The following is a 25,439-nucleotide window of genomic DNA, read 5'->3' on the forward strand; positions in this document are numbered from 1 at the left end:
CGGCGGTGGGGGGACCGGACGCGGCGCGGCGAGCGGGGTCAGTCGTCCGGGGCGTTCTCGCGGAACCAGGTGATCGTGCGCCGCAGGCCCTCCTCGGCGCGCACCCGCGGCTCCCAGCCGAGCTTGTCGCGGGCCAGGGTGATGTCCGGGCAGCGCACGGCCGGGTCGTCCACCGGGCGCTCGATGAAGCGGATCTCCGAGGCGGACGAGGCGAGTTCGACGACCAGCCGGGCCAGGTCGAGCATCGTGATCTCGGACGGGTTGCCGATGTTGACCGGCCCGCGCATCCCGTGGGCGGCCGCCGCGAGGATGCCGCGGACCGTGTCGTCGACGTGGCACAGCGACCGGGTCTGGCAGCCGTCGCCGGTCACGGTGAGGGGTTCGCCGGCCAGGGCCTGCCGTACGAAGGTCGGCACCGCGCGTCCGTCGTGGCCGCGCATCCGGGGACCGTAGGTGTTGAACAGCCGCACGATGCAGGTGTCGGTTCCGTGGGTCTCGGCGTGGGCGGTGGTGAGGGCCTCGCCGAAGCGCTTGGCCTCGTCGTAGACGCTGCGCGGTCCGACGGGGTTGACGTTGCCCCAGTAGCGCTCGTCCTGGGGGTTCTGCTGCGGGTCGCCGTAGACCTCGGAGGTGGAGGCGAGGACGAAGCGTGCGCGGGCGGAGTGCGCGAGTTCGAGGGCGTTGCGGGTGCCGAGGCTGCCGGTCTCCATGGTGTGCAGCGGCAGGCGCAGGTAGTCGGCCGGGGAGGCCGGGGAGGCGAAGTGCAGGACGAGGTCCGGCGGGCGCTTGATCCGCATCCCGTCGGTGACATCGGCCTGCACGAGCGTGAAGCCGGGCTGTTCGAGCAGTGGGGCTATGTTCTCGGGCCGGCCGGTGCTGAAATCGTCCACGCAGGTGACGGCGGTGCCCGCGTCCAGCAGGGCGGCGCACAGGTGGGAGCCGACGAATCCGGCGCCGCCGGTGACGACGGCGTGTTCCCAGGCCCGTGAGAAGGCGGTGGTCATGGTCGTCTCTCCTCCGTCGGCGGCGTCACTGCCCCCAGCGTCCGCCGACGGCGGGCGCGGGGCACGGTCGCTTACGGCAAACCGGTGACGCACGGAGAGTGACCAGGCGTGCGCGGGTGGGGGTTCGCGCAGGTCGGGAGGGTGTTCTGCGGGAGACGGCGGTGTGCCTGCCGCGAGGGGACCGCATCCCGCACCGCCGTGGGTCCGGCCTCGTCCGTGCCCCTGCCTCACGGGAATCGCTCGCCCCGTACGTCCCGGAGGTCCCGTTTCGCGGCTGACGGTCGGGGCACCCGCCCCGCGTGCTCTTCCACGGATCCGAATCCGCCGGTGCGACGCGGGGTGCGCGGCACCGGCCGCCGGTGCGTTCGCTGCGCTTCGACGGATGGATCGCCGGGATCGGCACACGGTCGGGTACCCGCATGGTGCTCGGGCACTGGCGGGGGTCGCCGTTCGGGCCGTTCAGCGACGTGGTGGTCGAGGAACCGGACGGGCACCGGCCGCCGCTTGCGCCGACGCGGCGGATCGCGGACTTGGTGGCCGCCACCCACGTCTTCGACGAGGTGCGGGTCGTGCCGGTGCGGGTCACCGGCCGCCGGGACGGGCACGTCTCGGCCCCGCCGCTCGACCTCCGCTTCAGCACCGGCCGCAGGAACCTCACCGGGCTCGCCCTGCGTGCCGTGCCGGGTCCGCTCGCCACCCGACCGGGCCGGCTCGCGCTGTGGGACCGGCCGGCGCGGCTGCTGCTGCGCGCTCGCACCCACGCCACGGCCCGGGCCGGCCGGCACCAGTGGTACGACGCCCGGGACCTTCACCCGGTCGTCTCGGCGAAGGCCGTCCACGAGGGCCGGAGCCTCGGCGGCCTGGCCCCGGTCGAGCCGCCCGTGCGGCTCGGGTCCGGCTCGGCCCCGGCCCTCCCTGCCTCGTACGCGTCACGACCACCGTGACCGTGCGGCGGGACCGGAGCACGACAGGAGCAGCGTCATGACGGAACAGGGAGCGGGTTCGCCGGGCACCGGGCGGGCCCCGGCCACGGACATGTCCCTGCTGGGCATCTACCTCAACGACCACCTCACCGGTGCCACCGCCGCCACCGCGCGGGCCCGCTCGGTGCTGCGCGGATGCCGGGACACGCCGCTCGCCGGCGCGCTGGCCCCGGTCGTCGCCGAGATCGCCGAGGACCGGGCGAGCCTGCTCGGCATCCTGCGGCGGCTCGACGTGCCGGTGCGGCGCTACAAGGTCTACGCGGGCCGTGCCGCCGAGCAGGTGGGGCGTCTGAAGGGCAACGGCAACATGATCCGGCGCTCGCCGCTGAGCACCCTGTGGGACCTGGAGGCGCTGCGGCTGGGGGTGGAGGGCAAGAGGGCGGGCTGGCAGACGCTGCGCGAACTGGCCGCCACGGACACCCGGCTGGACGCGGGCCAGCTCGACGAACTCCTCGCGCGGGCCCGGCGCCAGCGCGACACGCTGGAGGACCTGCGCCGCGAGCAGGCCGGAGTGGTCTTCCGCCGGACCTGAGAGGCCCGGGTGCATGCCGCGCCGAACCGGGAGCGCCTACCAGAACCTGCTGCTGAGGGCGGGCTGGTGGGCCAGCTCCACGGCGTCGCGCAGGCGCAGGGCGACGCTGATGGTGGCGCGCAGCGCGGAGGGCGGTACGGTCTGGGCCGTCTCGGTGGCCAGGACCAGCAGGCAGGACGCCGCCTGTTCCACCACCGGCAGCGGCAGGACGAAGTCGCTGTCGGCGGCCGCGCGGAACGCCTTCAGGGGGACGCCGGCTCCGTCGATGGCGCGGCGCGCGGCCTGCTCCAGATGCTCGGCGGCCTCTTCGCAGACGGGAGCGGGCAGGGCGATGGTGCGTTGGAACGATGAGGTCGTCATGACCCGACTGGTCCCCCGGCACCGGGCCGTCCTGTCGTCAGGCGGCGGTATTTCACCGTCCCGCGTGACCGGCACGTGCCCAAGGCGCGGTGCCCGCAGGGAGTTGCAGAAGGAGGACAGGGAGCGCGTATGAGCGACCGTGCGGAGGTCGTGGCCCGGCTCACCGGGCGGGTGGTCAGCGGGGAACGCCCCCTGTCCGGTGCTCTCGCCGAGGTCGTTCTCGACGACGGACGGGTCGTGGTCGTCAAGCGGGCCGAGGAGGCGGGGGCGGCGTGGGCCGCGGTCGCCGGGTTGCGGTGGCTGTCCGCGGCCGGGACCGTGCCGGTGCCGCGGGTGCACGGCCGGGAGGCGTGCTGGCTGGTCCTCGACCGGGTCGCGCGGGGGCGGCCGAGCCGGGAGGCGGCGATCCGCTTCGGGCTGGAGTTGGCCGGGCTGCACGCCGCCGGGGCGCCCGCCTTCGGGGCGCCGCCCCCGACGGGCCCGTGGACGCGTACATCGGCCTCGCACCGATGCGCAACGAGCCCGGCACCGACTGGCCGGGCTGGTACGCCGAGCGCCGCGTGCTGCCGTATCTGTGGCGCGCCGTCGACCAGGGCACGCTGCGCCCGGCCGAGGCGGCCGTCGTGGAACGGCGGTGCGCGCGGCTTCCGCAGCTCGCGGGACCCGCCGAGCCGCCCTCGCGGCTGCACGGCGACCTGTGGAACGGCAACGTGCTGTGGGGAGCCGACGGACGGGTGTGGCTCATCGACCCGGCCGCGCACGGCGGGCACCGCGAGACCGACCTGGCGATGCTGCGGCTCTTCGGCTGCCCCCGTCTGGAGGAGATCCTCGACGGCTACCAGGACCGGGCGCCGCTCGCCGACGGCTGGACCGCACGCGTCGGCGTGCACCAGCTGTTCCCGCTGCTGGTGCACGCCGTGCTGTTCGGCCGCGGCTACGCGGAACAGGCCCTCGCCGTAGCCCGTGCCGCCCTGTCGGAGTGACGGTCGCGCCGGGGTCACGGTCAGCGCGTCACGACGTGCCGTTCGTCGGGGACGCAGTGGGTCATGGTGAGCCCTTCGACGTCGCGCGGCTTGTTCCGGCCGAGGTTGGACAGGCGCTCACGGTCGTCGTCGGTGAGGTCCCGGCTCGCCAGCGGCTCCGGGCCCGCCACGTCCTCGGGGGTGATGCCCAGGCCCTCCCCGACGCGCAGGCCGAGGTCGTTCTCGACCAGCAGGAAGTGCCAGACCATGCGCTCCTGCACCGGACGGTCGCACCGGGACAGCAGGTCCACGAGGTTCTTCACCAGGTCCTCCCGCTCCCAGGTCTCCAGCAGCAGATAGCGCTGCCCGGCCTGGAGGTAGTCGTGGGTGCGGGGGATGCGCCTGCGGGTGAGCCGGCCGCTGATCTGCGGGCCCTGCTCGTCGTGGGTCGGGTAGCGGGCCTCGCGCACACCTCGCCCTCGACGGAGACCGGATCGGCGTCGTGACCACCGAGGGCGTCGGCTACGTGAAGGACGGTGCGACCAGCACCGGCTGGACGAGGTCAACACCGAGTTCGTGAAGGAGCACTTCCCTGCAGTGCACAGCAATACCGACACTTGCCACAGATGTGAACAGACGGCAGTCGCTTTCGAAACGAAGTGCCGCTCCACCGTGCGAGATCGGGCGATGACGGTGTGTACTGTGCACCGGATGGTCCGCCCGAGCACCGCGGACTCCGCCCTGCCCTCCTGCCCCCTGGAATCGACGCCCCGTCCGACTCCCCACTGGAATCGACTCGATGATCGAAATACCGGACCTGGTCGCCGGCGGTCTCGCCGTCGGCACGCTGTCCGCGTTCGCCCTCGGCGGCGGGCTGCTGCGCTCCCGGCGGCAACTGGCCGCGCAGCGCGCGAAGACGACCGCGCTGCGAGCCCAACTCGACGGTACCTCGCGGTCCTTCGCCGCCGAGGTCGAGCACCTGGCGGCACGGCGCCTGCCCGCCGCGGCCCGGCGGGTCGCGCATCCGCACGTCACCGTGCCCGGCCCGCTCAACCCGCAGCTCGCCGCTTCCCCCCTGGGACCGGCGCTGGAGCAGGTGCTCGAGGCGCTGCACACCGAACTCGTCGCGCAGCGCACCCGGATCGACGCCGCCGCACAGGCCGGCATGCGCGGAGCCACCCGCGAGATCCAGGCGGCGCTGTACCGGCTGCAGGACGGCCTGCGCGGGCTGCAGCAGCGCTACGACGACCCGGAACTGGCGCAGACCCTCTTCGCGCTGGACCACGAGAACGAGCAGTCGCTGCGCCGTGCGCAGATCGCCGCGGTGGTGTGCGGGGCCTGGGTGGGACTCGCCCGGGAGGAGTCCCACCTCGTCGACGCGGTGACGGGCGGTCAGGCCCGGCTCGCGGGCTACCGGCGCGTCCGGGTCCACAACCACCTGGCGGCCGGGACGGCCCTGGTGTCCCACGCCGTCGAGCCGGTCGCGATCATCGTCGCCGAGCTCCTCGACAACGCGCTGCGGCACTCCGCGCCCGATACCGACGTGGTGGTCAACCTGGAGGCCGTCCACCACGGGGTCTGCGTCACCGTCGACGACGCCGGGCTGGGCATGACGCGGGACGAACGGGCCCGCGCCCAGCGGCTGGTGGGCGGTTGCGAGCCGATCCTGCTCACCGAGCTCGGCGACCCGCCGCGCATGGGCCTGGCCGCCATCGGCCAGCTGACCCGGCAGTTCGATCTGAGCGTGGATCTGTCCTCCCCGTCGCCGTACGGCGGGGTGCGGGCGGTCCTGCGGGTCGACAGCCGTCTGCTGACGCGGATCGACCCCGAGGAGCTTCCCCCGGCGGCCAGCGCACCGCGCCCGACCCGCAAGCCGGAGAGGGACGCGCCGGGTGCCGCCGCTCCCCGCACGGCCGACGCCCCGGACACGGAGCCGCTCCCGGCAGGGCGGAGCGGGCGGTCCGAGCCGGGCGCGACGGTTCCGGACCGGGAATCCGGTCCGGGTCCGGCCCCTGCGGCCGGCAGCCACGCGCCGGACCCGGGCACGCCGTCCCAGGCGCCCGAGCCCGCCTCCCCCGCCGCCTCCGGCCCGTCGGGCACCCCCCGGAGCCCGGGCGGCGGAGACGACCACCGATACGGCGCCGAGCAGGACGGCCACGCCGCCGCCCCGGCCCCCGGACACCAGGGCCCGCGCGACAGCGGAGGTCTCCCGCAGCGGCGCCGCCGCCGTCGCGTCGGGGCCCAGGACGCCCCCGCCCGCGCGCCGCAGCAGCCCACGCCGCGGCGCCCGGAGGAAGCCGCCGCCGCGCTCGGCGCCCTCCAGTCCGGCACGGCGGCCGCGCGATCGGCCGTCCGCTCGAACACCGACGAGGTTCCGTCCGTATCTGACGGTGCCCCGGCCACGACCTCGGCCGACACGGCATCCGGCGACACCGACCACGCATACGAAGGAGGAAAGGCTCCATGAGCGGCCACGCAGCGGGGGACACGGCATGGGTGCTCGAACCGGTCCTGGAGGTGCCGCACACCGTGGCCGCCGTCCTGCTCACCCGGGACGGGCTCGTGACGGGCTACACGGACGCGCTGTCGCAGCCGTCGGCGGAGCGGGTGGCGGCCATCACCAGCACCGTGCAGGGCGCGTGCCGCACCGCGGCAGCGGCGTTCGCCGACTCCGACCGGGCCGACATCCGGCAGGTCGTCATCGAGTCGGACCACGGCTACGTGCTCATCGTGCCGACGGACCACGGCACCTGCGTGGCCGCGTACGGCGATCCCGAGGTGCGCCTGGACCTGCTCGCCCACCGGGTGCACTCCCAGGTGGCGCGGCTGGGTGAGAAGGCGATGGCCGCGGGGCCGCGAGGCACCGACGGCGACGCACCGGCATGACCGGTCGCCGAGGCGGCCGTCCCCTGGTTCCCGCGTATCTGTCGACCGGCGGAGTGGCACGGCCCAGCCGTGCCCACCTCGAACGGCTGTCGGTCCTCACCCGCAGCGGTGAACCGGCTCCCGCCGACCTGCCCGCCGCCCAGGCGGCCCTGCTCGAGGAGCTGGAGCACGGATCGCTGACGGTGCTGGAGGCCGCGGCGCTGCTGCGGCTGCCCGTCTCCGCCGTGCTGGTGCTGGCCGCCGAACTCCTGGACCGCGACCTGGCGCTGGCCCGCGCGCCCATCCCGCCCGCCCGGCGCTTCGACCCCGACCTGCTGAAGAGAGTGGCCGATGGCCTCCGCGACCTCAAGCACCGCTGACGCCCGGACCGGCGGTGCGGACATCCACCTCCCCGACACCGCGCGCGACCTGGTGAAGATCCTGGTGACGGGGCCGTTCGGGGTGGGCAAGACGACCCTGATCCGCTCGGTGTCCGAGATCCGCCCGCTGCACACCGAGGAGCTCCTCACCGAGGCCTCCGCGCAGGTGGACGATCTCGCCGGGGTGCGCGACAAGTCGACGACCACCGTCGCCATCGACTTCGGCCGGATCAGCCTCCCGGGCGGGACCGTGCTGTACCTGTTCGGCACGCCCGGCCAGGAGCGGTTCCGGGAGCTGTGGGACGACATCGCCTACGGGGCACTCGGCGCGCTCGTCCTGGTCGACGCCCGCCGTATCGACGCCTCGTTCGACGTGCTCGGGCTCGTCGAGGAATCCGGGCTGCCGTACACGGTCGCCCTCAACACCTTCCCGGACGCGCCCCGCCACCACACGCCCGAGCAGCTGCGCGCCGCCCTGGACCTGGAACCCACGACCCCGATGGTGGCCTGCGACGCGAGGGAGGCGGACTCCTCCGTCGACGCCCTGCTCACGCTGGTGCAGCACCTGATCGACCACCACATCCCGGAGAACCGGTGACCCACCCCTCCCCCGCCGAGCAGGCCTTCTCCCTCGCGGCGCCCGTCCGCCTGTGGGAGGACGGCTTCGCCCGCGACCCCTACCCGTACTACGCGGCCCTGCGGGCCCAGGGCCCGATCGGCTGGGCCGAACTCGCGCCCGGTGTCCCGGCGTACGTCGTCACGGACCGGCGGGCGGCGCTGGACCTGCTGCACGACACGGAGGCGTTCTCCCACGACTCCCGGCCGTGGGAGGCCACCGTCCCGGACGACTCGCCGGTGCTCGGCATGATGCGGTGGCGGCCCAACCTGCTGTTCGCCGACGGCGACGCGCACATCCGCTACCGGACGTCCCTGATCGACGCCTTCGACCTGGTGGAGCCGCACGATCTGCGGGACCGGGTGCACAAGGCGGTGCACCTGCTGGTGAGCCGGTTCGGCCCGCACGGCGAGGCCGACCTGGTGGGCGAGTTCACCAGGCCGCTGATGGCGCTGATCTTCAACAGCCTGTTCGGGCTGCCGGACAGCGCCAGCGAGCGGCTGGACGCCGCCATCGGCAAGATGATCGAGGGTGGCGCGCAGGCGGCCCAGGGCGAGGCCGAGTACGCCGGGTACGTGCTGGAGCTGATCGCCGCCAAGATCGAGCAGCGCGGGGAGGACCTGGCGAGCCGGCTGCTGGACCACCCGGCGGAGCTGACCCACGAGGAGGTCACCTGGCAGGTGTTCCTCACTCTCGGCGCGGGGCACGAGCCGACGGCCAACCTGGTGGCGAACGCACTGTCCAGGATCCTCGGCAACCCGGCCTACTACTCGACGCTGACCAGCGGCGCCCGCCCGGTCACGGACGCGGTGCTGGAGGTCCTGCACCACGAGACACCGCTCGCCAACTACGGCATCCACTACGCCCGCACGCCCCTCGCCTTCCACGGCACCTGGATCCGGGCGGCCGTGCCGGTCGTGATCAGCTACGGCGCGCTCGCGCACACGGCCGAGCAGGAGCGCGGCGCCGACCGCCACCACGGCGACGCCTCCCACCTGTCCTGGTCGGCGGGCCCGCACGCCTGTCCCGTCCGGCAGCAGGCCCTGCTCATCGCCACCGAGGCCATCGAACGGCTCACGCAGTGGCTGCCCGACCTCGAACCCGTGCTGCCCCGCGAGCGCCTCACCTGGCGGCCGGGGCCGTTCCACCGCTCGCTCACCGCACTGCCCGTCCGTTTCAGCCCCCGCTCCCCCGACCAGCCTGGAGGACGACCGTGACCATGACCGACCGCATCGCTCTCGACCCGTTCGGCGCCGACATCGCCGGCGAGAGCGCCCGGCTGCGCGCGCTCGGCCCGGTCGTCCCCGTCGAGCTGCCCGGCGGCATCCCCGCCTGGGCGCCCACGCGGTACGACACGCTCAAGGAGCTCATCCTCGACCCGAAGGTCAGCAGGGACCCGCGGCTGCACTGGCGGCTGTGGCCCGAGATCGGCGAACACCCGTCCTGGGCCTGGATCCTGGGCTGGGTGGGCGTGGTCAACATGCTCTCCACCTACGGCACCGACCACACGCGGTTGCGCAGGCTGGTGGCGCCCAGCTTCACGCACCGGCGCACCGAGGCGATGCGGCCCCGGGTCGAGGCGATCACCGCGGAGCTGCTGGACGCGCTCGACGCGTCCGGCGAGGAGGTCGTCGACGTCAAGGAGCGGTTCGCCCATCCGCTGCCGATGCGGATGATCTGCGAACTGTTCGGCGTGCCGGACGCGTTGCGCGCGGCCACCGCCCGCCTGGTCGCCGCCATCATGGACACCACCGACCCGAGCCCGGAGCACGCGGCGTCCGTCCAGCAGCAGATCGGCACGGTGCTGCCGGCGCTGATCGCCCACAAGGCCGCCCACCCCGGCGACGACATGACCACGGAGCTGATCCGGGTCCGGGACGAGGACGGCGACCGGCTCAGCGACGAGGAGCTGCTGTACACGCTGCTGCTCGTCATCGGAGCCGGGTACGAGACCACGGTCAACCTGGTGGGCAACGCGGTCGTCGCCCTGCTGCGCCGCCCTGAGCAGCTGGCGGCCGTGCGGTCCGGGGAGATCGGCTGGGACGCCGTGATCGACGAGACGCTGCGCGTGCACCCCTCGATCGCCTCGCTGCCGCTGCGGTTCGCCGTCACCGACGTCACCGTCGGCGGCGTGCGGATCCCGGCCGGCGACGCCATCATCACCACGTTCGCCGCCGCGGGCCTCGATCCGGAGCACTACGGGCCGGACGCCGACGGCTTCGACGCAGCGCGCGCCGCCGACGACCATCTGTCGTTCGGGATCGGCGTGCACCGCTGCATCGGGGCACCGCTGGCCCGGCTGGAGGCCCTCACCGCGCTGCCCGCCCTCTTCGACCGTTTCCCGGACCTGCGCCTGGGCGCGGACGAGGAGGACCTGCGCCAGGTGCCGTCCTTCATCGCGTTCGGCTGGCAGGAGATCCCGGTGCGGCTGCGGGGCTGAGCCGGGCGCGGCCGCGCCACAGCAACACACGGAAGGGCGCGGGAGCGCGACCGGTCCCCCGTTCCGGTCGTGCTCCCGCGGTTGACAGAACCTACGTCGACGGAGGCGGCCTTGTGAATCGCGTCGGTGCCCGCTGCACCCGTGTCAGGGCTCACCCGTGCACAGCTGAGTCCGGATGGCCCGTGTTCGTCCCGCCCGGATCCGCCCGGCCTCTTGCCCCGGAGGCAAAAGACGTCAGCCGTCGCGGTGGAGACGCGGCAGGTCGAGGTCGCCGACGGCCAGATGGGCCAGCACGACCTCGTACGCGGTGGCGGTCCGGGCGAGGCTCTGCCGGACGCTGCCGCCGAGGAAGAGGTCGGTGCGCCGTCCGACCAGGGGAGCGCAGGGCGTCGCCGGTGGTGTCACGCGGGCCGACGACGATCACGTGCCCGTCCATGGCGGGGCAGCGCACCACCAGGGCGTCCTCCCGGGTGCGGTCCAGGCACTCCTCGGCGACGCGGTCGCGCACGGCGGGCGCGGACTCGACGACGTACACGCACGCCGTGTCGGTGTCGAGCAGGCCGGGCCACAGTCCCGCGGCGACCCGGCGGGCGGCGGGCAGCCACCTCGGCCTCCCCCCTCCCTCCTCGCACCGCCTCCGGCGCACCGGCGGGGACGTTACCCCAGACGTCCTACGACCGCCGTCCGCGGGCCCGGCACCCGCCCCTGCGCATCCGGCGCGCCACGGCGGCATAAGCTCGGCGGATGGCGAAGTACTACGACGTGCACCCCGACAATCCCCAGCCGCGCACCATCGGCCAGATCGCCGACAGCATCCGCGCGGGCGCTCTTGTCGCCTACCCGACGGACTCCTGCTACGCACTGGGCTGCCGCCTGGGCAGCCGGGACGGCATCGAGCGGATCCGCGCGATCCGCAAGCTGGACGACCGGCACCACTTCACCCTGGTGTGCCAGGACTTCGCGCAGCTCGGCCGGTTCGTGCGGATCGACAACGACGTGTTCCGCGCGATCAAGGCGTCGACGCCCGGCAGTTACACGTTCATCCTGCCCGCGACGAAGGAGGTGCCGCGCATACTGCAGCACCCCAGGAAGAAGACGGTCGGGGTGCGCATCCCCGACCATGTCGTCACCCAGGCCCTGCTCGCGGAGCTCGGTGAGCCGCTGCTGTCGAGCACGCTGCTGCTGCCCGGCGAGGAGGAGCCGATGACACAGGGCTGGGAGATCAAGGACGAGCTCGACCACGTCCTGGACGGCGTCGTCGACTCCGGCGAGTGCGGCAAGGAGCCGACGACCGTCATCGACTTCTCCGGCGGGGAGGCCGAGATCATCCGGCACGGCGCGGGCGACACCGCGCGCTTCGAGTGAGGACCGGGAGAGGGCGCCGCCCATGACCGCCGTACGGGGAACCACCGTCGACATCCCCACGCCGGACGGCACCGCCGACGCGTATCTGGCCCACCCCGCCGACGGGGCCGCCCACCCGGCGGTCCTGCTCTTCAGGCGCCCCGGCACGGGTGACCCGGCGGGTGCGTCTGGTCGCCGGGCTGCTCGGCTCCGGCCGCCGGCCCGACCGGGCCAGGCGGTTGCGGCTGCCCGTGCGGAAGATCTACACGTCGTTGTTCTCGCCGGGCTCGGCGACCTACAGCCCGCCGTTCTTCAAGTGCTTCCTGCGCCTGGACGTCTCCCCGGAGTCCGTGCGGCTGCGCTGCTACGCGGCCACCGGCAACCGCGCCCAGGAACTGGACCCGCCCGTCGAGGACGAGGTGACGATCCCGCTGCGCCGATCCGGCTCACCTGGCAGGCCGCCCCGGGCCCGTCACCAGCGTCCGGGCGCGCTGCCGGTGATCGCCTCGGAGGGCGTGCCGTCCACCCCGGCCGGCACGTCCCCGGAGAGCATCACCCGGTGCATGACGCGCGGGTGGCCGAGGTGCGCGGTGTCGCCCGGGGCCAGGTGCATGGTCGCGTGGCGCCGAGGAGGGCAGCGGTGATCAACCGCACGGCGGCGCGGAGGCCCAACGAGACCGGGGTCGGCCGGGCCGTGGCCGCCGGTGCCGCGCCGCGCGAGGAGATCGTCGTGACGACGAAGCTCCCGGGCCGCCACCACGGCTACGAGGAGACCTTCGCCTCCTTCGAGCAGTCCCGGGCCCGGCTGGGCCTGGAGCACGTCGACCTCTCCCTGATCCACTGGCCGCTGCCCCGCCTGGACCGCTACGTCGACTCCCGGAAGGCCATGATCAAGCTGCGCGAGGACGGTCTCGTACGGTCGATCGGCGTCTCGAACTTCACCGTCGGGCACATCGAGCGGCTGGAGAAGGAGACGGGCGTGCTGCCCTCGGTCAACCAGATCGAGCTGCACCCCTTCCTGCCGCAGGACGACCTGCGCGCCTTCCACACCGCCAAGGGCATCCGCACGGAGAGCTGGAGCCCGCTGGGCCGGGGCACGTCCCTGCTGGACGACCCGGCCCTGGCGCGGATCGCCGAGCGGCACGGGGTGACGCCCGGGCAGGTCGTGCTGCGCTGGCACACACAGCTGGGCGCGGTGCCGATCCCCAAGTCGGCGAACCCGGAGCGGCAGCGCGCCAACCTCGACGTGTTCGGCTTCGAGCTGGGCGAGGAGGAGATGCGGGCCGTGGCGGACCGGGCGCACCGGCGGGTCGGCGGGGATCCCGAGGTGCACGAGGAGTTCTGACGGGTGCCCCGGGCGCGCGAGGCAGCGGACCGTCCGCCGGAGGACGAGGGGGAGTTCGAGGGCGTGATCCCGCGCGGCGGGTACGGCGGCGGCACTGTGATCGTCCGGGACCACGGCACGTACGAGCCGCCGAGCCGCGACCGCCGGGTTCGGCCGGTGTCCTCGCGCGGTCGGGCGCGGGCCGTACCCACCGACCCGGCTCCGCGGCGGCGGCGAGGACCCGGGGCGCGGACACACCACGTCCCGTCTGCGCGGGTCCGGGCCCGCCGCACCGACCCGGCGCCTCGGCGGTGACGACGAAGCCTCCCGGCTGCCCGTGAGGGCCGGTCACGGCGCAGACCCTGACGCGGAGCCCGGCCAGGTGACCGTCGCGGTGGCCCACCAGGACGGTGCCCGAGGGCGCGGACAGCACCTCGGGCGACACGTCCTCGGCGGGCAGGTCCCGTACGGCCCGGCCCACGGCCTCCCCGGGCGCATGGCCGGTCAGCCTCCGGGCACCGTCGCTGCACCCCGTCACGACGCCGCGGGAGCCGATGATCGCAACGGCGGAGGCGTCCGCCATTGCTCCAGGATCATCCCTGCACCACCGGATCCCAACCGCGCGGCGGTCTACGGCGCCGGGTCAGCCGCGGTGGGCGCGCAGGGCGGCGAGCGCGCGGTCGGCGTGGGCGTTCATGCGCAGTTCGCTGCGGACGACGTCCAGGACGGTGAAGTCCTGGGCGATGACGAACGTGGTGCGCTTGGTGGGCGCCAGGGAGAAGCCCCGCTTCACGCCGTACCGTTCGCGGACGGTGCCGTCGGCGTCGGACAGCAGCGGCATGCCGAGGGAGTGCCGGTCGGTGAACTCCTGCTGCCGCTCGACGGCGTCGCCGCTGATGCCGACGGGCCGGGCACCGACGGCGGCGAACTCCCCGGCCAGGTCGCGGAAGTGGCAGGCCTGGGCGGTGCAGCCGGGCGTCAGGGCAGCCGGGTAGAAGAAGAGGACGACCGGGCCCTCGGCGAGCAGGCCGGACAGACTGCGCTCGGTACCGGTCTCGTCGGGCAGGACGAAGTCCGCGGCCTTGTCCCCGGCCTCCGGCCGCGCGCTCACGAGCGGCCCTCCGCGTTCTTCGCCACGCCGCGGGCCCACAGTACGAGCGGCACCTGCAGGGGCAGGCGCCCCAAGGCTGCCGCCTTCTGCGGGGCCGGACGGTGACGCCAGTCGGCGGCCATCTTCACGTTGGCGGGGAACACGCCGACGAAGAAGGCGGCGGTGGCCAGCGCGGCCGTCCTGCGGGTCCGCGGCAGCGCGAGCCCGGCGGCGAGCGCGAGTTCGGCGACTGCGCTGGCGTAGGTCCAGGTTCTGGGGCTGCCCGGGAGGCCGCGCGGGACGATCGCGTCGAACTGGCGCGGCACGGCGAAATGGGCTGCTCCCGCGGTGGCCAGCAGACCGGCGAGCAGCAGGGGCGAGCGTTCGGACCGGGGCACGGTTCCTCCTCTGGTGGCCTGCCGCGCGATATTACTGGACGGTAGAGGCGTCGGTGCGGGGGCCCCGGCAGCTCCGGTGACCGGCACCCGGGGTGTAGCCCAGGGACCGGCGGAAGACGTCGACGAACGCGACACCGCTGCGGACGGCGCCGCTGCCGCCGATCGTCCTGCCCACGCCGGGCCGGCTGCTGCTGGTGCCGGCTGCGGGAGCCCGGCGCGCGAGGTCGCCGAACGGGAGGATCAGCGGGTGTGACGGCCGGGGCTCAGGCGCGGGTTCCCCCGGCGACCAGGGCACCGGCGCCGCCCGGATGCCGCGTCGGCCGCACCGTGCGTGTGACGTAAGGGGCCTCCACGCCCAGCCGCGCGGCGACTCCCCCGGCCGCCGCCACGGCGCGACGGTGGCACGGCCGAGCGGTACGCCCGCTGAGGCCGGCAGCGGCTCGTGCCGACGGGCGCGCGTGCTCGGGCAGGCGGTGCGGGTGAGCGCACGGCACGGGGCCGGGCACCGCCCTGTCGCCTGACCCGAGTGCAGCGGGTGGCCCTCGCGCGGACGCCGTTCAGGCGAAAGAGCCGGACATCGCGCGTGACCGCGTCCCGGCTCGTCGACACCTCACCCGTGGACCTGCCGCTGATCCCGCCGATGCTCGCCACGTCCGGCTCCCTGCCCCCGCCCGCGCAGGACGCGCGCTGGGCCTACGAGACCAAGCAGGACGGCCAGCGCGTGGTGGTCTACCTCCCCGGGGACGGCAGTGTGCTGCTGCGCGCCCGGTCGGGCGAGGACATCACGGCCGCCTATCCCGAACTCCGCGCGCTGGGCACCGCGCTCGGAGCCACGCCCGCCGTGCTGGACGGGGAGATCCTGGCCCTGGACGCCGGGGGCCGGGCGAGCTTCCAGTTGCTGCAGTCCCGGATGGGGCTGGCCCACGCACCGGCGCGGGCGGCGCGGCGGGCGGCGGAGGTGCCGGCCCAGCTCATCGTGTTCGACGTCATGCACCTGGCGGGCCGGTCGCTGCTGCGCCTCCCCTACGCGCGACGCCGCTCGGCGCTGGAGGACCTCGGTCTGAGCGGCCCCTCCTGGTCGACCCCGGCCGCGCTCGTCGGCCACGGCGCCGAGGCGCTGCGCGCCACCCGGGAGCACGGTCTGGAGGGCCTGGTCTGCAAGCGGCTGGACTCGGTGTACGAGCCGGGTGTGCGCTCCCGGGCGTGGATCAAGATCCGCAACACGCGCACCGAGGACGTCCTGGTCGGCGGCTGGCAGCCCGGCAGGGGACGGCTCACGGGCCTGCCGGGCGCGGTGCTGGTCGGGCAGCGCGCCGCGGGGCGGCTGCGGTACGTGGGAAGTGTCGGCACCGGCTGGAGCGAGGCAGAACGCACGGAACTGGCCGCGCTGCTGGCGGCCGCCGCGACGGGCGTCTGCCCCTTCGACCCGGCGCCCCGTGCCCCGGGCGCGCACTGGGTGGTGCCGCGGCTGGTGGGCGAGGTCCGCTACAGCACGCGCACCCGGGAGGGCTTGTTGCGGCAGCCGTCCTGGCTGCGGCTGCGGCCGGACCTCGCCCCCGAGGAGGCGGCGGCCGACATCCCGGACGACCTGCCCTGAATCACCGCCGGCCCTCAACTGTTGGGCGGCGATTCACCGTGGGGCCGCTGCGCCCCTCTTGGCATGGACGCGTTCAGCGTGGAAGCTGAACGTCCCTTTCCCCCACAGCCGTTGGGCTGCGCCCGGATGACGAGGAGGACGCAGTGTCGTCACGCAGGTTCGTACACAGCAGGAGATGGTTCACCACGGCGGCCGGTGCCGCGGCCCTCGTTCTGGCCTTCCCCGCCACGGCCTTCGCCGCCCCGCCGCAGGCGCTGCCCTCCAACGCGGACGCGCTGGAGCGGACGTACCAGCCGGCCTACGACTACGACACCGACGGCTGCTACCCGACGCCCGCGATCGGCCCGGACGGCACGGTGAACGGCGGGCTCAAGCCGACCGGGGCCCTGAACGGCAACTGCCGGGACGCCGCGGACCTGGACAACACCAACGGCTACGCGCGCTCCACGTGCAACAACGGCTGGTGCGCGATCCTGTACGCGCTCTACTTCGAGAAGGACCAGGCCGTCGCCGGCAGCGGCATCGGCGGCCACCGGCACGACTTCGAGCACGTCGCGGTGTTCGTGCAGGACGGACAGGTCAAGTACGTGTCGACGTCCGCCCACGGTTCGTTCGACGTGCACCCGGCGTCCGAGGTCCGCTTCGACGGCACCCACCCGAAGGTCGTCTATCACAAGGACGGCATCGGCACCCACTGCTTCCGCCTGGCCGGTTCGGGCGACGAGCCGCCGGAGAACCACAAGGGCACCTGGCAGTACCCGGCGCTGGTCGGCTGGAACGGTTACCCGGCAGGGGTGCGCGACAAGCTGGCGTCCCACGACTTCGGCAGCGCCAACTTCGGCCTGAAGGACAGCGACTTCGCGAGCAACCTGGCGGAGGCGAAGCCCTCGGGCATCGCCTTCGACCCGTACGCCTGATCCCGCGCGTCCGGCCGGGGCCACCCGGTGGCCCCGGCCGGACGACCCGGATGGTGCCGGGCCGGGTGCGGGGCGGCGCATCCCGAGCCCGAACCGACGTACCCCGAGCGAGGGTTGTGGAGGGACGGCGCGGACGAGCCCGCCGCAGGGTCTATCGTGTCCGCATGTCCGTCCCCGAACTGATCCGCATCGTCTCCCGCGACTCCCCCATGGCACTCGCCCAGGTCGAGCGCGTCAGGGCCGAGTTGGCCGCCGCCCACCCCGGAGTCCGCACCGAGGTCGTCCCGGTGAAGACCACCGGCGACAAGTGGCTGGGCGATCTGTCCGAGGTCGAGGGCAAGGGCGCCTTCACCAAGGAGGTCGACGCGGCCCTGCTGGCCGGGGAGGCCGACCTCGCCGTGCACTGCGTGAAGGACGTGCCCGCCGACCGGCCGCTGCCCGCGGGCACGGTGTTCGCCGCGTTCCTGAAGCGCGACGACATCCGCGACGCCCTGATCCACCCGGGCGGGCTCACCCTGGCCGAGCTTCCGGCCGGCACCCGCATCGGCACCTCCTCGGTGCGCCGGGTCGCCCAACTGGCCGCCACGCACCCGCACCTGGAGTGCGTGCCGTTCCGGGGCAACGCCAACCGGCGCCTGGCGAAGATGGAGGCCGGGGAGGCCGACGCCCTGCTGCTCGCGGCCTCCGGCCTGGAACGCATCGGCCGGACCGACGTGATCAGCGAGATCCTCCCGACCGAGACGATGATGCCGCCCATCGGCGCCGGCGTCCTGGCGCTCCAGTGCCGCGAGGACGACGCCGACCTGATCGACGCGGTGAGCGGTCTCGGCGACCCGGACACCCACCGCGAGACGACCGCCGAGCGCATGTTCCTGCACGTGCTGCAGGGGCACTGCAACAGTCCCATCGCCGGTTTCGCGAGGGTGGACCACAGCGGCGAACTGTCCTTGCGCGCCTGCGTGTTCACTCCGGACGGCAAGACCCGGCTGAACGCCCACGAGTGGGCGGGCCGGCTCGACCCGGCCACACTGGGCACCTCGGTCGCCGTGGCCCTGCTGCGTCAGGGAGCCCGCGAGATCATCGACGGCATCCCGCACTGATCGGGGCCGCGCCCAGAGAGTCAATCAGGCGGCAGGTAGGCGTATCCGGCGCCGTTGCGGCGGTCCTTGTCCGGGACGCCCACCCCCGCCTGACACGGGATCAGGCGGTCCCCTCCTCCGCCTGGTCCCGCAGGAAGACGCTCACCTGGTGCGCCAGGCTGTCCCGCACCGCGCCGTGCTGGGCCCCGTTGGCCCCCTCGTGGGCGCCGATGGAGCCGGACCACAGACGGCGGTCGGTCCACTCCTCCTCGACGCGCAGCTGCACCTGGACGTCCACCAGGCCCAGGGACTCCTCCGGCCCGGCCGCGTACAGCACGGCGGTGGCGCGGCGCAGCGGATAGACGTCGAAGCCCTCGATGAACTGCGAGTTGCGCCAGTCGAGGAAGGCACTCTCGCCGTCCGCGCCGATCCGCACGTCGATCTGGCCGTCCTCGAGGTGGACGCCGAGGTGCCGGCTGCCGCGGTTCTCGACCGTGACGCGGAGGCGGAAGTAGGTCAGCCCGTCCGCGGCGTCGTCGCGACCCCGGGGCGGCTCCGCCGGTTCCAGACCGTGGACGCGGACCCGCAGACCGGCATGCTCGTCGTACTCCTGCCAGTCCCCGACCACGTTCGGCTCGTACACGCTGCACCTCTCGACCTCTGGAAGCTGCTTCCTATCTGTGGTCTCAGCGCACTGTCAAATGAGCAGAATGCGCTGTGGCCAGGCAGTTCGCCCTTTCTGATCGGTGATCAAGCGCTGCCCAGCGGTTATCCGGGAATGAACGGGGAAAGCGCTTGCTCCGGCGTGCCGCACATCACTTCCACGGGTGAAGATCAATCAGCCGCCCACCCCACCATGCGGCGGCCACCGGCCTCCGGCGAGCGCACGTCGGCAGACCCGGCGCCCGCTCCACGGAGCCGAGACACCCCGAATGTCGTATTGTCGGACTTGTGTCCCTCTGTTCCCTGCCCCGACACGGGCAGGGAAAGTGCTTCGGACAGGAGGCACGTCCGTGGGAGCCGGTCACGGGTCCCGGGCCCCGCGAGGCCCGGCCCCGCGCTCCCCATCCCGCGGGCACCGTCCCTTCCGCACCTGCTCAGGGAGGTGCGCACCATGCGTATCGCCGGCAGCACCCGAACGCACCCCCACGACGACGCCCCCGACACCGCCGCACGGTTCGAGCGGCTCAGGCGGCTGCCCGAGGGGCCCGAGCGCAAGGCCCTGCGCGACGAGCTGGTCGAGGCCTGGCTGCCGATGGCCGAGCGGATCGCCATCCGCTTCCGGGGCCGCGGGGAGTCCCTCGAGGACCTGTACCAGGTGGCGGCCCTGGGCCTCGTCAAGGCCGTCGACCACTACGACCCGGCCCGCGGCTTCGCCTTCGAGGCCTATGCCGTCCCTACGGTCACGGGAGAGATCAAGCGTCATTTCCGCGACCACATGTGGACACTGCACGTGCCCCGCCGGGTCCAGGACCTGCGCAACCGGGTGCGCCAGGCCGCCAAGGAGCTGTCGCAGAGCACGTCCGGCCGCTCCCCCACCGTCGCCGAGATCGCCGGCCACACCAGGCTCTCCGAGGCCGAGGTGCGCACCGGCATGGAGGCCCTGGAGTGCTTCTCCGCGCTGTCGCTGGAGGCGGAGATGCCGGGCACGGACGGCTACGCCCTGGGGGACGCGATCGGCGGCCCCGACCCGGCGTTCGACACCGTCGTCGACCGGGTGGCGGTCAGGCCCTGTCTGGAGGCGCTGCCGGAGCGCGAGCGGATCATCCTCTACCTGCGGTTCTTCAAGGGCATGACCCAGAGCCGGATAGCGGAGCAGCTCGGCATCTCGCAGATGCACGTCTCCCGGCTGCTCAGCAGCTGCTTCGCCCAGCTGCGCGAGGAGCTGCTGGCCGAGGCCCGCTGAGAACGGCGGCGGGCGGAAACCGGTGCCGCCGGGACCCGTCAGTCACGCGCGCCACGGGCCGGGAACCGGTGCCGCCGGGACCGTCACGCCTCCGGCGGCGCTCCCGGAATCCGGGTCGGCCCGGTACGGTCGAGGGCGTCTTCCAGGGCGGCCCGTATCTGCTCGGGCATGATCCCGGTGCGCCCCCAGACGAGGATCAGTTCCGCGACGCTGCGCAGTTTGATGTTGGTGTGCTGGGAGACCTCCTTCAGCACCGCCCATCCCTGGTCGGGCGAGAGGCGGCCGAGCGCCATCACCATCCCGATCGCCTGGTCCACGACGGCGTGGGAGACGACCGCCGCCTTCAGCTGATGGACCTCTTCCTGCAGTGCGAGGATCCGCTCCGAGCCCCCGTCCGTGGGCATGGTCACCTCCCGGTCCGGTGCGCCGCTGTCCCGAACGGCCCACACAGTGCTTGAGTGCCCTGACGCAGTGTTCGACACCTCCATCCTCGTCAGTCGGTCCACCCGCTGCCACCGGGGCGGACCGGTTTCCCGGCGTCGTTTCGGTGCCGCCGCCGGGGTACCCGACAGGCGCCCGCAACGGTTCCGGTCGGACACTGGTGTCAAGCTTCCGGTGACTGCCAGGCCGACGAGATCAGGACGCGAACGACATGAACCACGACAGGCCCACCTCCTTCGGCACGAAGCACGTCCTCTCCTCGCACTCCGTGTTCGGGGCACCCTGCTGGGTGAGTCTGACCAGCCGGGACGTCAAGGCGACGGAGGACTTCTACGGGGCCGTGCTGGGCTGGCAGTGGCGGCCGGCCAAGCTCGGCGACCGCTTCCGGATCGCGCTGGTGGACGGTTCGCCGGTGGCCGGGATCGCCGGGGTGGCGGCCATGTGGCAGATGGCGGTGGCGTGGACGCCGTACTTCGCCGTGCGCAGCGCGGACGACGCCGTGGCGCGGGTGCAGGAGCGCATGGGCACGGTCGCGGTCGGGCCGATCTCCCTGCCGCCCGGGCGGGCGGCGCTGCTGGCCGACCGGGACGGGGCGGCCTTCGGGATCTGGGAGGGCGACCTCTTCACCGACTGGGAGACCTGGCGCAACGCCCAGCCCGCCTTCATCACCCTGCACACCCGCGACGCCTTCGACGCGGCGATCTTCTACGGCGAGGTCCTCGACTGGGCGTCGGAGCGCCACGGCTGCTGCGAGGTCCACTACGAGGGCGGCGAGGTCGTGCTGCGCAGCCGCGGGGACGTCGTGGCCCGGATCGAGTCGGGGGCGCTGGAGGCGGCTCCCGATCCGACGATCCGGCCGCACTGGCAGGTCCACTTCTTCGTGGACGAGGTGGAGGCCTGCGCACGGGCCGCGGAACTGCACGGCGGCAGCGTGCTGTCGAAGGGCGGCGGCGAGGCGGTGCTGCGCGACCACGACGGCGCGCAGTTCACGGTGACCCGGCGCCGTGACCGCTGACCCGGCGCCGGGCTCCGGCCCTGCGGACCGCTCGGTCCGCTCGGTCCGCGGGGGCGCCCCGTCTCCCCCGTCCGTCATCGGGGCCGGCCGTGCCCGGCCTTCGAGGGCCGGGACAGCAGCACCATGCTGCGGGCCCCGACCGTGAGCCCCGCACCCGCCTTGTGCTCCGCCTCGTCGGGGACGGCCTCCGGGTCGGCCGTGTCGATCAGGGCCGTCCAGCGTTCGCCGTAGGCGGCTCCCGGGAGGCGGAAGCCGACCGGCTCCCAGTGGCTGTTGAACAGCAGCAGGAACGAGTCGTCGACGACGGGACGCCCGCGGGCGTCGGGTTCGGCGATGGCGTCGCCGTTGAGGAAGACGCCGACGGAGTGCGCGTCGCCGCGCTGCCAGTCGGCGTCGGTCATCTCGCGGGCGTCGGGCGCGAGCCAGACCAGGTCGGGCAGCGGCTGGTCCGCGCGGGTGAGCGTCTCGCCGAGGAAGAAGCGGCGGCGGCGCAGCACGGGGTGCTCGGTGCGCAGCCGGATGATCCACCGGGTGAACTCCAGCAGGTCGCGCTGCTCCTCGGTGAGCCGCCAGTCGATCCAGGAGGTCTCGTTGTCCTGGCAGTAGGCGTTGTTGTTGCCGCGCTGGGTGCGCCCGAGCTCGTCGCCGTGGCAGAGCATCGGGATGCCCTGGGACAGCAGCAGCGTGGCCAGGAAGTTGCGCTGCTGGCGGGTGCGCAGCTCCCGTACGGCAGGGTCGCGGGTCGGGCCCTCGGCGCCGCAGTTCCAGGACCGGTTGGTGCTCTCGCCGTCCTGGTTGTCCTCGCCGTTGGCCTTGTTGTGCTTGTCGTTGTAGGAGACGAGGTCGCGCAGGGTGAAGCCGTCGTGCGCGGTGACGAAGTTGACGCTGGCGCGGGGCCGGCGCCGGTGGTGCGCGTACAGGTCCGAGGAGCCGGTCAGCCGGGAGGCGAACTCGCCGAGCGTGTGGTCCTCGCCGCGCCAGAAGTCGCGGACCGCGTCGCGGTACATGCCGTTCCACTCCGACCACAGCGGCGGGAAGTTGCCCACCTGGTAGCCGCCCTCGCCGACGTCCCACGGCTCGGCGATCAGCTTGACGCGGCTGATCACCGGGTCCTGCTGGATCAGGTCGAAGAACGCCGACAGCCGGTCCACCTCGTGGAACTGCCGGGCCAGGGTCGCCGCGAGGTCGAAGCGGAAGCCGTCGACGTGCATCTCGGTGACCCAGTACCGCAGCGAGTCCATGATCAGCTGGAGTACGTAGGGGTGGCGCATCAGCAGGCTGTTGCCGGTGCCGGTGGTGTCGTAGTAGTGCTCCCAGTCACCGTCGACCAGGCGGTAGTACGAGGAGTTGTCGATGCCGCGGAAGGAGAGCGTGGGGCCCCTCTCGTTGCCCTCGGCGGTGTGGTTGTAGACCACGTCGAGGATCACTTCGAGGCCGGCCTCGTGCAGCGTCTTCACCATCCGCTTGAACTCGGCGACCTGCCCGCCGCGCGTGGCGTGGGCGGCGTAGCCGTTGTGCGGTGCGAAGAAGCCGATGGTGTTGTAGCCCCAGTAGTTGGACAGGCCGCGGTCGTGCAGCACCCCGTCGTGGACGAACTGGTGGACGGGCATCAGCTCGACGGCCGTGACCCCCAGCGAGGTCAGGTGCTCGACGATCGCGGGGTGGGCCAGCCCGGCGTAGGTGCCGCGCAGTTCCTCGGGTACCTCGGGGTGGGTGCGGGTCAGGCCCTTGACGTGCGCCTCGTAGATCACGGTGTCGGCGTAGGGCCGGCAGGGCCGGGTGTCGTCGCCCCAGTCGAAGGCCGGGTCGGTGACCACGCCGAGCATGGTGTGCCCGGCGCTGTCGGCCGGGTCGGGGCCGTCCGGGTTGCGCTCGTAGAGCGAGGGGTGGTTGTCGATCTGCCCGTCCACGGCGCGGGCGTACGGGTCGAGCAGCAGCTTCGCGGGGTTGCAGCGGTGGCCCGCGGCAGGCGCCCAGGGCCCGTGCACGCGGTAGCCGTAGCGCTGGCCGGGGCCGACGCCGGGCAGGTAGCCGTGCCAGACGAAGCCGTCGACCTCGTTCAGCGGGACCCGCGTGTGGGTGCCGTCGTCGTCGACGAGGACCAGCTCGACGCGTTCGGCCACCTCGCTGAAGAGCGCGAAGTTGGTGCCCTCGCCGTCGTGGTCGGCACCGAGCGGGTAGGGGCGCCCGCTCCACGCGGACACCCCTTTCCGGGTCGGGCGCCGGGTCACCGGGCGTCCTCCAGGAGGACGTCCTCGGTGAGGGCCGGGGCGGCCAGCTGGGCCGCCGGGAGTTCGCGGGGCACCTGGAGGCCCTCGCTCTCGCGCGGCGGGGGCGCGGTCGGCACCAGTGGGACGCGCTCGCCGGCCCGGGCACGCTGGGAGAACCAGATGATCTTGCTGCCCGTCTCGGTGGCGCAGCATCCCCAGCCGTCGCTCATCGCGGCGAGGTGCTGCAGGCAGCCGCGCAGCTCCTGGTCCGGGCGCAGGGCCCGGTCGTTGTCCCCGATGGCGGTGATCAGGTGCTGCCCGTTCCACCACATCTCGATCGACGTGTTCTTGTCCGTGGCGTGCTCGTCGATGGCCTTGAGCAGCATCTCGGCACCGCCGCAGACGGGCTGGACGAGGTTGTCCAGGTCCCAGAACCTCAGGTGCGCGGCCAGAATGCGGCTGACCTGTCCCACCCGGTCCGGGCTGACTTCCACGTCGAGGTGGTAGTAGCAGGGCACTGCGGTCTTCATCGGTCGGCTCCTCACCGCGAAGCTCAGCTCCTCCTCGTCCGCGGTCTGCGGAACGAGCCCCGAACACAGAACGTGAGCGCCTATCGCTTCTGAGTCACCTTCAGGGTGAGGCTACTAGCCCGTTCGTGCAACACGAGCGCACGCCTGAGGCGCCCCGGCATACATGTGAGCGGGTCGAGGGGCTCGAACGGCGCAGCAGAGCCACCGTTGGTTGAAGTTCCAACAGGACGCTGCGTCATCACCCGTGCACCATTTGTCAAGAACTCGATCGCCGTCACGGGTCCGTGTCGCTGCGCACGGCACGCCGTCCGACCGTCGGGAGACCGTGCCCCTCGAGCCCGAAAGGTGATCGGCGCCATGCTGCTACCCGCCAAAGCCGAAGTCGCCCGGCAGTTGCGGCGTTACCGGGCCTGGGAACGCGTGATGCTCGCGGCTCCCGACGACCGCACGGTGCGGACCACGTTCGAGGACTCGGGCTACACGCTCTGCGTGCTGATGGGCAAGCGCTGTGCGCGGGAGGCGGCGGACGCGGCCGAGCGGTACCTGAGCGCCGGTCAGGCCGGAACGCTCCAGGAGCCGCAGGTCACCTGCCTGCAGGAGCCGGGCGAACGGCGGCGGGCCGCCGCGATCGGCCGAAGACCGTCGGCGGCGGAACGCCTGTCCCCGGCGGCCGAGCGCCGAGCCCCGGCCGTGGAACGGCGGTCCCCCGCGGGGCGGTGACGCCCCTCGCGCACATCCTGTCCCCTGAACCGGGCCGCGCGGCCCGGCTTTCGAGCACGGTGGAGGTGAGGACCATGAGCAGGACCCGGGCCATCGGCCGCATCCCGGTACGGGACGTCCGCCCGGCCGTGGAGGGCGGCAACCGGCCGGCCAAGGCGGTCGTGGGAGAGACGTTCGAGGTCACCGCCACCGTGTTCCGTGAGGGGCACGACACGGTGGCCGCCAACGTGGTGCTGAAGGACCCCGAGGGCCGTCCCGGCCCGTGGACGCCGATGCGGGAGCTGACGCCCGGCAGCGACCGCTGGGGCGCCGAGGTCACCCCGGACGCGACAGGCCGCTGGACGTTCCGGGTGGAGGCCTGGAGCGATCCGGTGGCCACCTGGCGCCACGCGGCGGGCATCAAGGTCCCGGCCGGCATCGACCCGGGACTGGTCCTGGAGGAGGGAGCGGACCTCTTCCGGCGGGCGGCGGCCGGCGTGCCGAAGGAGGAGGGCCGCGGTGTGCTGCTCGACGCGGCCGCGAGGCTGCGCGACGACTCGCTGCCCCCGGCGGTGCGGCTGGCGGCGGCGCTGACCCCCGAGGTGGTCGCGGTCCTGGACCGGCACCCGTTGCGGGACCTGGTCAGCACGTCCGAGCCGCTGCCGCTGCTGGTGGAGCGGGAGCGGGCCCTGTACGGGTCCTGGTACGAGTTCTTCCCCCGTTCCGAGGGCACTCCGGAGAAGCCGC

At 73.6% G+C, this 25,439-nt stretch carries 25 protein-coding genes and 6 pseudogenes; 20 read left to right on the plus strand and 11 right to left on the minus strand.

Features of this window, described 5'->3' with window-relative positions; all coding sequences use genetic code 11:
• Positions 1-38 precede the first annotated feature (38 nt).
• Positions 39-1,004: an NAD-dependent epimerase/dehydratase family protein gene (locus tag ACFW6P_RS20270; protein WP_386358913.1), complete on the minus strand. Its 966-nt coding sequence runs from the start codon at positions 1,002-1,004 to the stop codon at positions 39-41.
• 359 nt (positions 1,005-1,363) lie between these two features.
• Between ACFW6P_RS20270 and ACFW6P_RS20275 the strand changes: the two genes are divergently transcribed.
• Both ACFW6P_RS20275 and ACFW6P_RS20280 read left to right on the plus strand, forming a co-directional pair.
• The gene (locus tag ACFW6P_RS20275; protein WP_386358915.1) at positions 1,364-1,948 is read left to right on the plus strand and encodes a hypothetical protein; all 585 of its coding nucleotides are present in this window, start codon (positions 1,364-1,366) and stop codon (positions 1,946-1,948) included.
• 37 nt (positions 1,949-1,985) lie between these two features.
• On the plus strand, positions 1,986-2,519 hold the full coding sequence (locus ACFW6P_RS20280; protein ID WP_386358917.1) for a hypothetical protein: 534 nt from the start codon (positions 1,986-1,988) through the stop codon (positions 2,517-2,519).
• A 36-nt stretch (positions 2,520-2,555) separates the two neighbouring features.
• Here ACFW6P_RS20280 and ACFW6P_RS20285 read toward each other — a convergent pair whose 3' ends face one another.
• Complete coding sequence (locus tag ACFW6P_RS20285; protein WP_386358919.1) at positions 2,556-2,879, minus strand: hypothetical protein; 324 nt, start codon at positions 2,877-2,879, stop codon at positions 2,556-2,558.
• A 129-nt stretch (positions 2,880-3,008) separates the two neighbouring features.
• Here ACFW6P_RS20285 and ACFW6P_RS20290 point away from each other — a divergent pair.
• Positions 3,009-3,862: pseudogene (locus ACFW6P_RS20290) on the plus strand (fructosamine kinase family protein).
• Between the two features lie 20 nt (positions 3,863-3,882).
• On the opposite strand, the pseudogene ACFW6P_RS20295 reads toward ACFW6P_RS20290, so the two are convergent.
• A pseudogene (locus tag ACFW6P_RS20295) lies at positions 3,883-4,314 on the minus strand (catalase-related domain-containing protein); the annotation flags it as partial.
• 326 nt (positions 4,315-4,640) lie between these two features.
• Here ACFW6P_RS20295 and ACFW6P_RS20300 point away from each other — a divergent pair.
• Genes ACFW6P_RS20300 through ACFW6P_RS20325 form a run of 6 tightly spaced genes read left to right on the plus strand, consistent with a single transcriptional unit; the run spans position 4,641 to position 10,142 of the window.
• Positions 4,641-6,308: an ATP-binding protein gene (locus ACFW6P_RS20300; protein ID WP_386358921.1), complete on the plus strand. Its 1,668-nt coding sequence runs from the start codon at positions 4,641-4,643 to the stop codon at positions 6,306-6,308.
• Entirely contained in the window at positions 6,305-6,727 is a 423-nt protein-coding gene (locus tag ACFW6P_RS20305) for a roadblock/LC7 domain-containing protein (protein WP_386358922.1), read from the plus strand. The genes ACFW6P_RS20300 and ACFW6P_RS20305 overlap by 4 nt, the downstream gene beginning before the upstream one ends.
• The gene (locus ACFW6P_RS20310; protein ID WP_386358924.1) at positions 6,724-7,086 is read left to right on the plus strand and encodes a DUF742 domain-containing protein; all 363 of its coding nucleotides are present in this window, start codon (positions 6,724-6,726) and stop codon (positions 7,084-7,086) included. Before ACFW6P_RS20305 ends, ACFW6P_RS20310 begins: the two co-directional genes overlap by 4 nt.
• Positions 7,058-7,684 carry an ATP/GTP-binding protein gene (locus tag ACFW6P_RS20315; protein WP_386358926.1) on the plus strand — a complete coding sequence of 209 codons (627 nt, stop codon included), beginning with the start codon at positions 7,058-7,060 and terminating at the stop codon, positions 7,682-7,684. The genes ACFW6P_RS20310 and ACFW6P_RS20315 overlap by 29 nt, the downstream gene beginning before the upstream one ends.
• Positions 7,681-8,919 carry a cytochrome P450 gene (locus tag ACFW6P_RS20320; RefSeq protein ID WP_386424315.1) on the plus strand — a complete coding sequence of 413 codons (1,239 nt, stop codon included), beginning with the start codon at positions 7,681-7,683 and terminating at the stop codon, positions 8,917-8,919. The genes ACFW6P_RS20315 and ACFW6P_RS20320 overlap by 4 nt, the downstream gene beginning before the upstream one ends.
• A complete protein-coding gene (locus tag ACFW6P_RS20325) occupies positions 8,916-10,142 on the plus strand; it encodes a cytochrome P450 (RefSeq protein WP_386358929.1) in 1,227 nt (408 codons plus the stop codon). Before ACFW6P_RS20320 ends, ACFW6P_RS20325 begins: the two co-directional genes overlap by 4 nt.
• A gap of 273 nt (positions 10,143-10,415) precedes the next feature.
• Here the strand turns inward: ACFW6P_RS20325 and ACFW6P_RS20330 are convergent.
• Positions 10,416-10,737 (minus strand): annotated as a pseudogene (locus ACFW6P_RS20330) (PucR family transcriptional regulator); the annotation flags it as partial.
• A 149-nt stretch (positions 10,738-10,886) separates the two neighbouring features.
• Between ACFW6P_RS20330 and ACFW6P_RS20335 the strand changes: the two are divergent.
• Both ACFW6P_RS20335 and ACFW6P_RS20340 read left to right on the plus strand, forming a co-directional pair.
• On the plus strand, positions 10,887-11,507 hold the full coding sequence (locus ACFW6P_RS20335) for an L-threonylcarbamoyladenylate synthase (RefSeq protein WP_386358930.1): 621 nt from the start codon (positions 10,887-10,889) through the stop codon (positions 11,505-11,507).
• A gap of 134 nt (positions 11,508-11,641) precedes the next feature.
• Positions 11,642-11,920 (plus strand): annotated as a pseudogene (locus tag ACFW6P_RS20340) (metallophosphoesterase); the annotation flags it as partial.
• A 38-nt stretch (positions 11,921-11,958) separates the two neighbouring features.
• Here ACFW6P_RS20340 and ACFW6P_RS20345 read toward each other — a convergent pair.
• Positions 11,959-12,105: pseudogene (locus ACFW6P_RS20345) on the minus strand (TauD/TfdA family dioxygenase); the annotation flags it as partial.
• Here ACFW6P_RS20345 and ACFW6P_RS20350 point away from each other — a divergent pair.
• Both ACFW6P_RS20350 and ACFW6P_RS20355 read left to right on the plus strand, forming a co-directional pair.
• Entirely contained in the window at positions 12,046-12,831 is a 786-nt protein-coding gene (locus ACFW6P_RS20350) for an aldo/keto reductase (RefSeq protein ID WP_386358932.1), read from the plus strand. The pseudogene ACFW6P_RS20345 and the gene ACFW6P_RS20350 overlap by 60 nt on opposite strands.
• A gap of 27 nt (positions 12,832-12,858) precedes the next feature.
• A pseudogene (locus ACFW6P_RS20355) lies at positions 12,859-12,990 on the plus strand (3'-phosphoesterase); the annotation flags it as partial.
• Positions 12,991-13,453: 463 nt separating this feature from the next.
• On the opposite strand, the gene ACFW6P_RS20360 reads toward ACFW6P_RS20355, so the two are convergent.
• Together ACFW6P_RS20360 and ACFW6P_RS20365 are read right to left on the minus strand one after the other, a co-directional pair.
• Entirely contained in the window at positions 13,454-13,921 is a 468-nt protein-coding gene (locus ACFW6P_RS20360; RefSeq protein WP_386358935.1) for a peroxiredoxin, read from the minus strand.
• Entirely contained in the window at positions 13,918-14,298 is a 381-nt protein-coding gene (locus ACFW6P_RS20365) for a hypothetical protein (RefSeq protein ID WP_386358937.1), read from the minus strand. The genes ACFW6P_RS20360 and ACFW6P_RS20365 overlap by 4 nt, the downstream gene beginning before the upstream one ends.
• A gap of 616 nt (positions 14,299-14,914) precedes the next feature.
• Between ACFW6P_RS20365 and ligD the strand changes: the two genes are divergently transcribed.
• The 3 genes from ligD (at position 14,915) to hemC (ending at position 17,912) form a co-directional block, all read left to right on the plus strand.
• Positions 14,915-15,895: a non-homologous end-joining DNA ligase gene (gene ligD, locus ACFW6P_RS20370; RefSeq protein WP_386358943.1), complete on the plus strand. Its 981-nt coding sequence runs from the start codon at positions 14,915-14,917 to the stop codon at positions 15,893-15,895.
• A gap of 143 nt (positions 15,896-16,038) precedes the next feature.
• Entirely contained in the window at positions 16,039-16,812 is a 774-nt protein-coding gene (locus ACFW6P_RS20375) for an NPP1 family protein (RefSeq protein WP_386358939.1), read from the plus strand.
• Positions 16,813-16,976: 164 nt separating this feature from the next.
• Positions 16,977-17,912 carry a hydroxymethylbilane synthase gene (gene hemC / locus ACFW6P_RS20380; protein ID WP_386359936.1) on the plus strand — a complete coding sequence of 312 codons (936 nt, stop codon included), beginning with the start codon at positions 16,977-16,979 and terminating at the stop codon, positions 17,910-17,912.
• A gap of 100 nt (positions 17,913-18,012) precedes the next feature.
• Here hemC and ACFW6P_RS20385 read toward each other — a convergent pair whose 3' ends face one another.
• Positions 18,013-18,534 carry a hypothetical protein gene (locus tag ACFW6P_RS20385; RefSeq protein ID WP_386359933.1) on the minus strand — a complete coding sequence of 174 codons (522 nt, stop codon included), beginning with the start codon at positions 18,532-18,534 and terminating at the stop codon, positions 18,013-18,015.
• Positions 18,535-19,005: 471 nt separating this feature from the next.
• Between ACFW6P_RS20385 and ACFW6P_RS20390 the strand changes: the two genes are divergently transcribed.
• Positions 19,006-19,797, plus strand: a complete 792-nt coding sequence (locus ACFW6P_RS20390; protein ID WP_386359930.1) for an RNA polymerase sigma factor SigF — start codon at positions 19,006-19,008, stop codon at positions 19,795-19,797.
• Between the two features lie 83 nt (positions 19,798-19,880).
• Here the strand turns inward: ACFW6P_RS20390 and ACFW6P_RS20395 are convergent, their stop codons facing one another.
• Entirely contained in the window at positions 19,881-20,201 is a 321-nt protein-coding gene (locus tag ACFW6P_RS20395; RefSeq protein ID WP_386359927.1) for an ANTAR domain-containing protein, read from the minus strand.
• Positions 20,202-20,449: 248 nt separating this feature from the next.
• Between ACFW6P_RS20395 and ACFW6P_RS20400 the strand changes: the two genes are divergently transcribed.
• Positions 20,450-21,253: a VOC family protein gene (locus ACFW6P_RS20400; protein WP_386359924.1), complete on the plus strand. Its 804-nt coding sequence runs from the start codon at positions 20,450-20,452 to the stop codon at positions 21,251-21,253.
• A 74-nt stretch (positions 21,254-21,327) separates the two neighbouring features.
• On the opposite strand, the gene glgX is transcribed toward ACFW6P_RS20400, so the two are convergent.
• The gene (gene glgX / locus ACFW6P_RS20405) at positions 21,328-23,484 is read right to left on the minus strand and encodes a glycogen debranching protein GlgX (RefSeq protein WP_386359921.1); all 2,157 of its coding nucleotides are present in this window, start codon (positions 23,482-23,484) and stop codon (positions 21,328-21,330) included.
• Complete coding sequence (locus ACFW6P_RS20410; RefSeq protein WP_386359918.1) at positions 23,481-23,993, minus strand: pep a2; 513 nt, start codon at positions 23,991-23,993, stop codon at positions 23,481-23,483. Before ACFW6P_RS20410 ends, glgX begins: the two co-directional genes overlap by 4 nt.
• Before the next feature lie 357 nt (positions 23,994-24,350).
• Between ACFW6P_RS20410 and ACFW6P_RS20415 the strand changes: the two genes are divergently transcribed.
• Both ACFW6P_RS20415 and ACFW6P_RS20420 read left to right on the plus strand, forming a co-directional pair.
• Positions 24,351-24,713, plus strand: coding sequence for a DUF5133 domain-containing protein (locus ACFW6P_RS20415; protein WP_386359915.1), 363 nt, complete (start codon positions 24,351-24,353; stop codon positions 24,711-24,713).
• Between the two features lie 74 nt (positions 24,714-24,787).
• On the plus strand, positions 24,788-25,439 hold a 652-nt coding region (locus ACFW6P_RS20420), incomplete at its 3' end, for a maltotransferase domain-containing protein (RefSeq protein ID WP_386359912.1).

This window comes from Streptomyces sp. NPDC058741, from assembly GCF_042746715.1.
In the GTDB taxonomy this organism is placed as follows: Bacteria; Actinomycetota; Actinomycetes; order Streptomycetales; family Streptomycetaceae; genus Streptomyces.

Excerpts from the sequence above, each read along its gene's own strand:
- ACFW6P_RS20395 (WP_386359927.1), bottom strand. The coding sequence starts at position 20,201 with ATGCCCACGGACGGGGGCTCGGAGCGGATCCTCGCACTGCAGGAAGAG.
- ACFW6P_RS20335 (WP_386358930.1), top strand. The coding sequence starts at position 10,887 with ATGGCGAAGTACTACGACGTGCACCCCGACAATCCCCAGCCGCGCACC.
- ACFW6P_RS20280 (WP_386358917.1), top strand. The coding sequence starts at position 1,986 with ATGACGGAACAGGGAGCGGGTTCGCCGGGCACCGGGCGGGCCCCGGCC.
- ACFW6P_RS20305 (WP_386358922.1), top strand. The coding sequence starts at position 6,305 with ATGAGCGGCCACGCAGCGGGGGACACGGCATGGGTGCTCGAACCGGTC.
- ACFW6P_RS20390 (WP_386359930.1), top strand. The coding sequence starts at position 19,006 with ATGCGTATCGCCGGCAGCACCCGAACGCACCCCCACGACGACGCCCCC.
- ACFW6P_RS20315 (WP_386358926.1), top strand. The coding sequence starts at position 7,058 with ATGGCCTCCGCGACCTCAAGCACCGCTGACGCCCGGACCGGCGGTGCG.
- ACFW6P_RS20300 (WP_386358921.1), top strand. The coding sequence starts at position 4,641 with ATGATCGAAATACCGGACCTGGTCGCCGGCGGTCTCGCCGTCGGCACG.
- ACFW6P_RS20415 (WP_386359915.1), top strand. The coding sequence starts at position 24,351 with ATGCTGCTACCCGCCAAAGCCGAAGTCGCCCGGCAGTTGCGGCGTTAC.
- ACFW6P_RS20285 (WP_386358919.1), bottom strand. The coding sequence starts at position 2,879 with ATGACGACCTCATCGTTCCAACGCACCATCGCCCTGCCCGCTCCCGTC.
- ACFW6P_RS20270 (WP_386358913.1), bottom strand. The coding sequence starts at position 1,004 with ATGACCACCGCCTTCTCACGGGCCTGGGAACACGCCGTCGTCACCGGC.
- hemC (WP_386359936.1), top strand. The coding sequence starts at position 16,977 with ATGTCCGTCCCCGAACTGATCCGCATCGTCTCCCGCGACTCCCCCATG.
- ACFW6P_RS20310 (WP_386358924.1), top strand. The coding sequence starts at position 6,724 with ATGACCGGTCGCCGAGGCGGCCGTCCCCTGGTTCCCGCGTATCTGTCG.
- ACFW6P_RS20400 (WP_386359924.1), top strand. The coding sequence starts at position 20,450 with ATGAACCACGACAGGCCCACCTCCTTCGGCACGAAGCACGTCCTCTCC.
- ACFW6P_RS20410 (WP_386359918.1), bottom strand. The coding sequence starts at position 23,993 with ATGAAGACCGCAGTGCCCTGCTACTACCACCTCGACGTGGAAGTCAGC.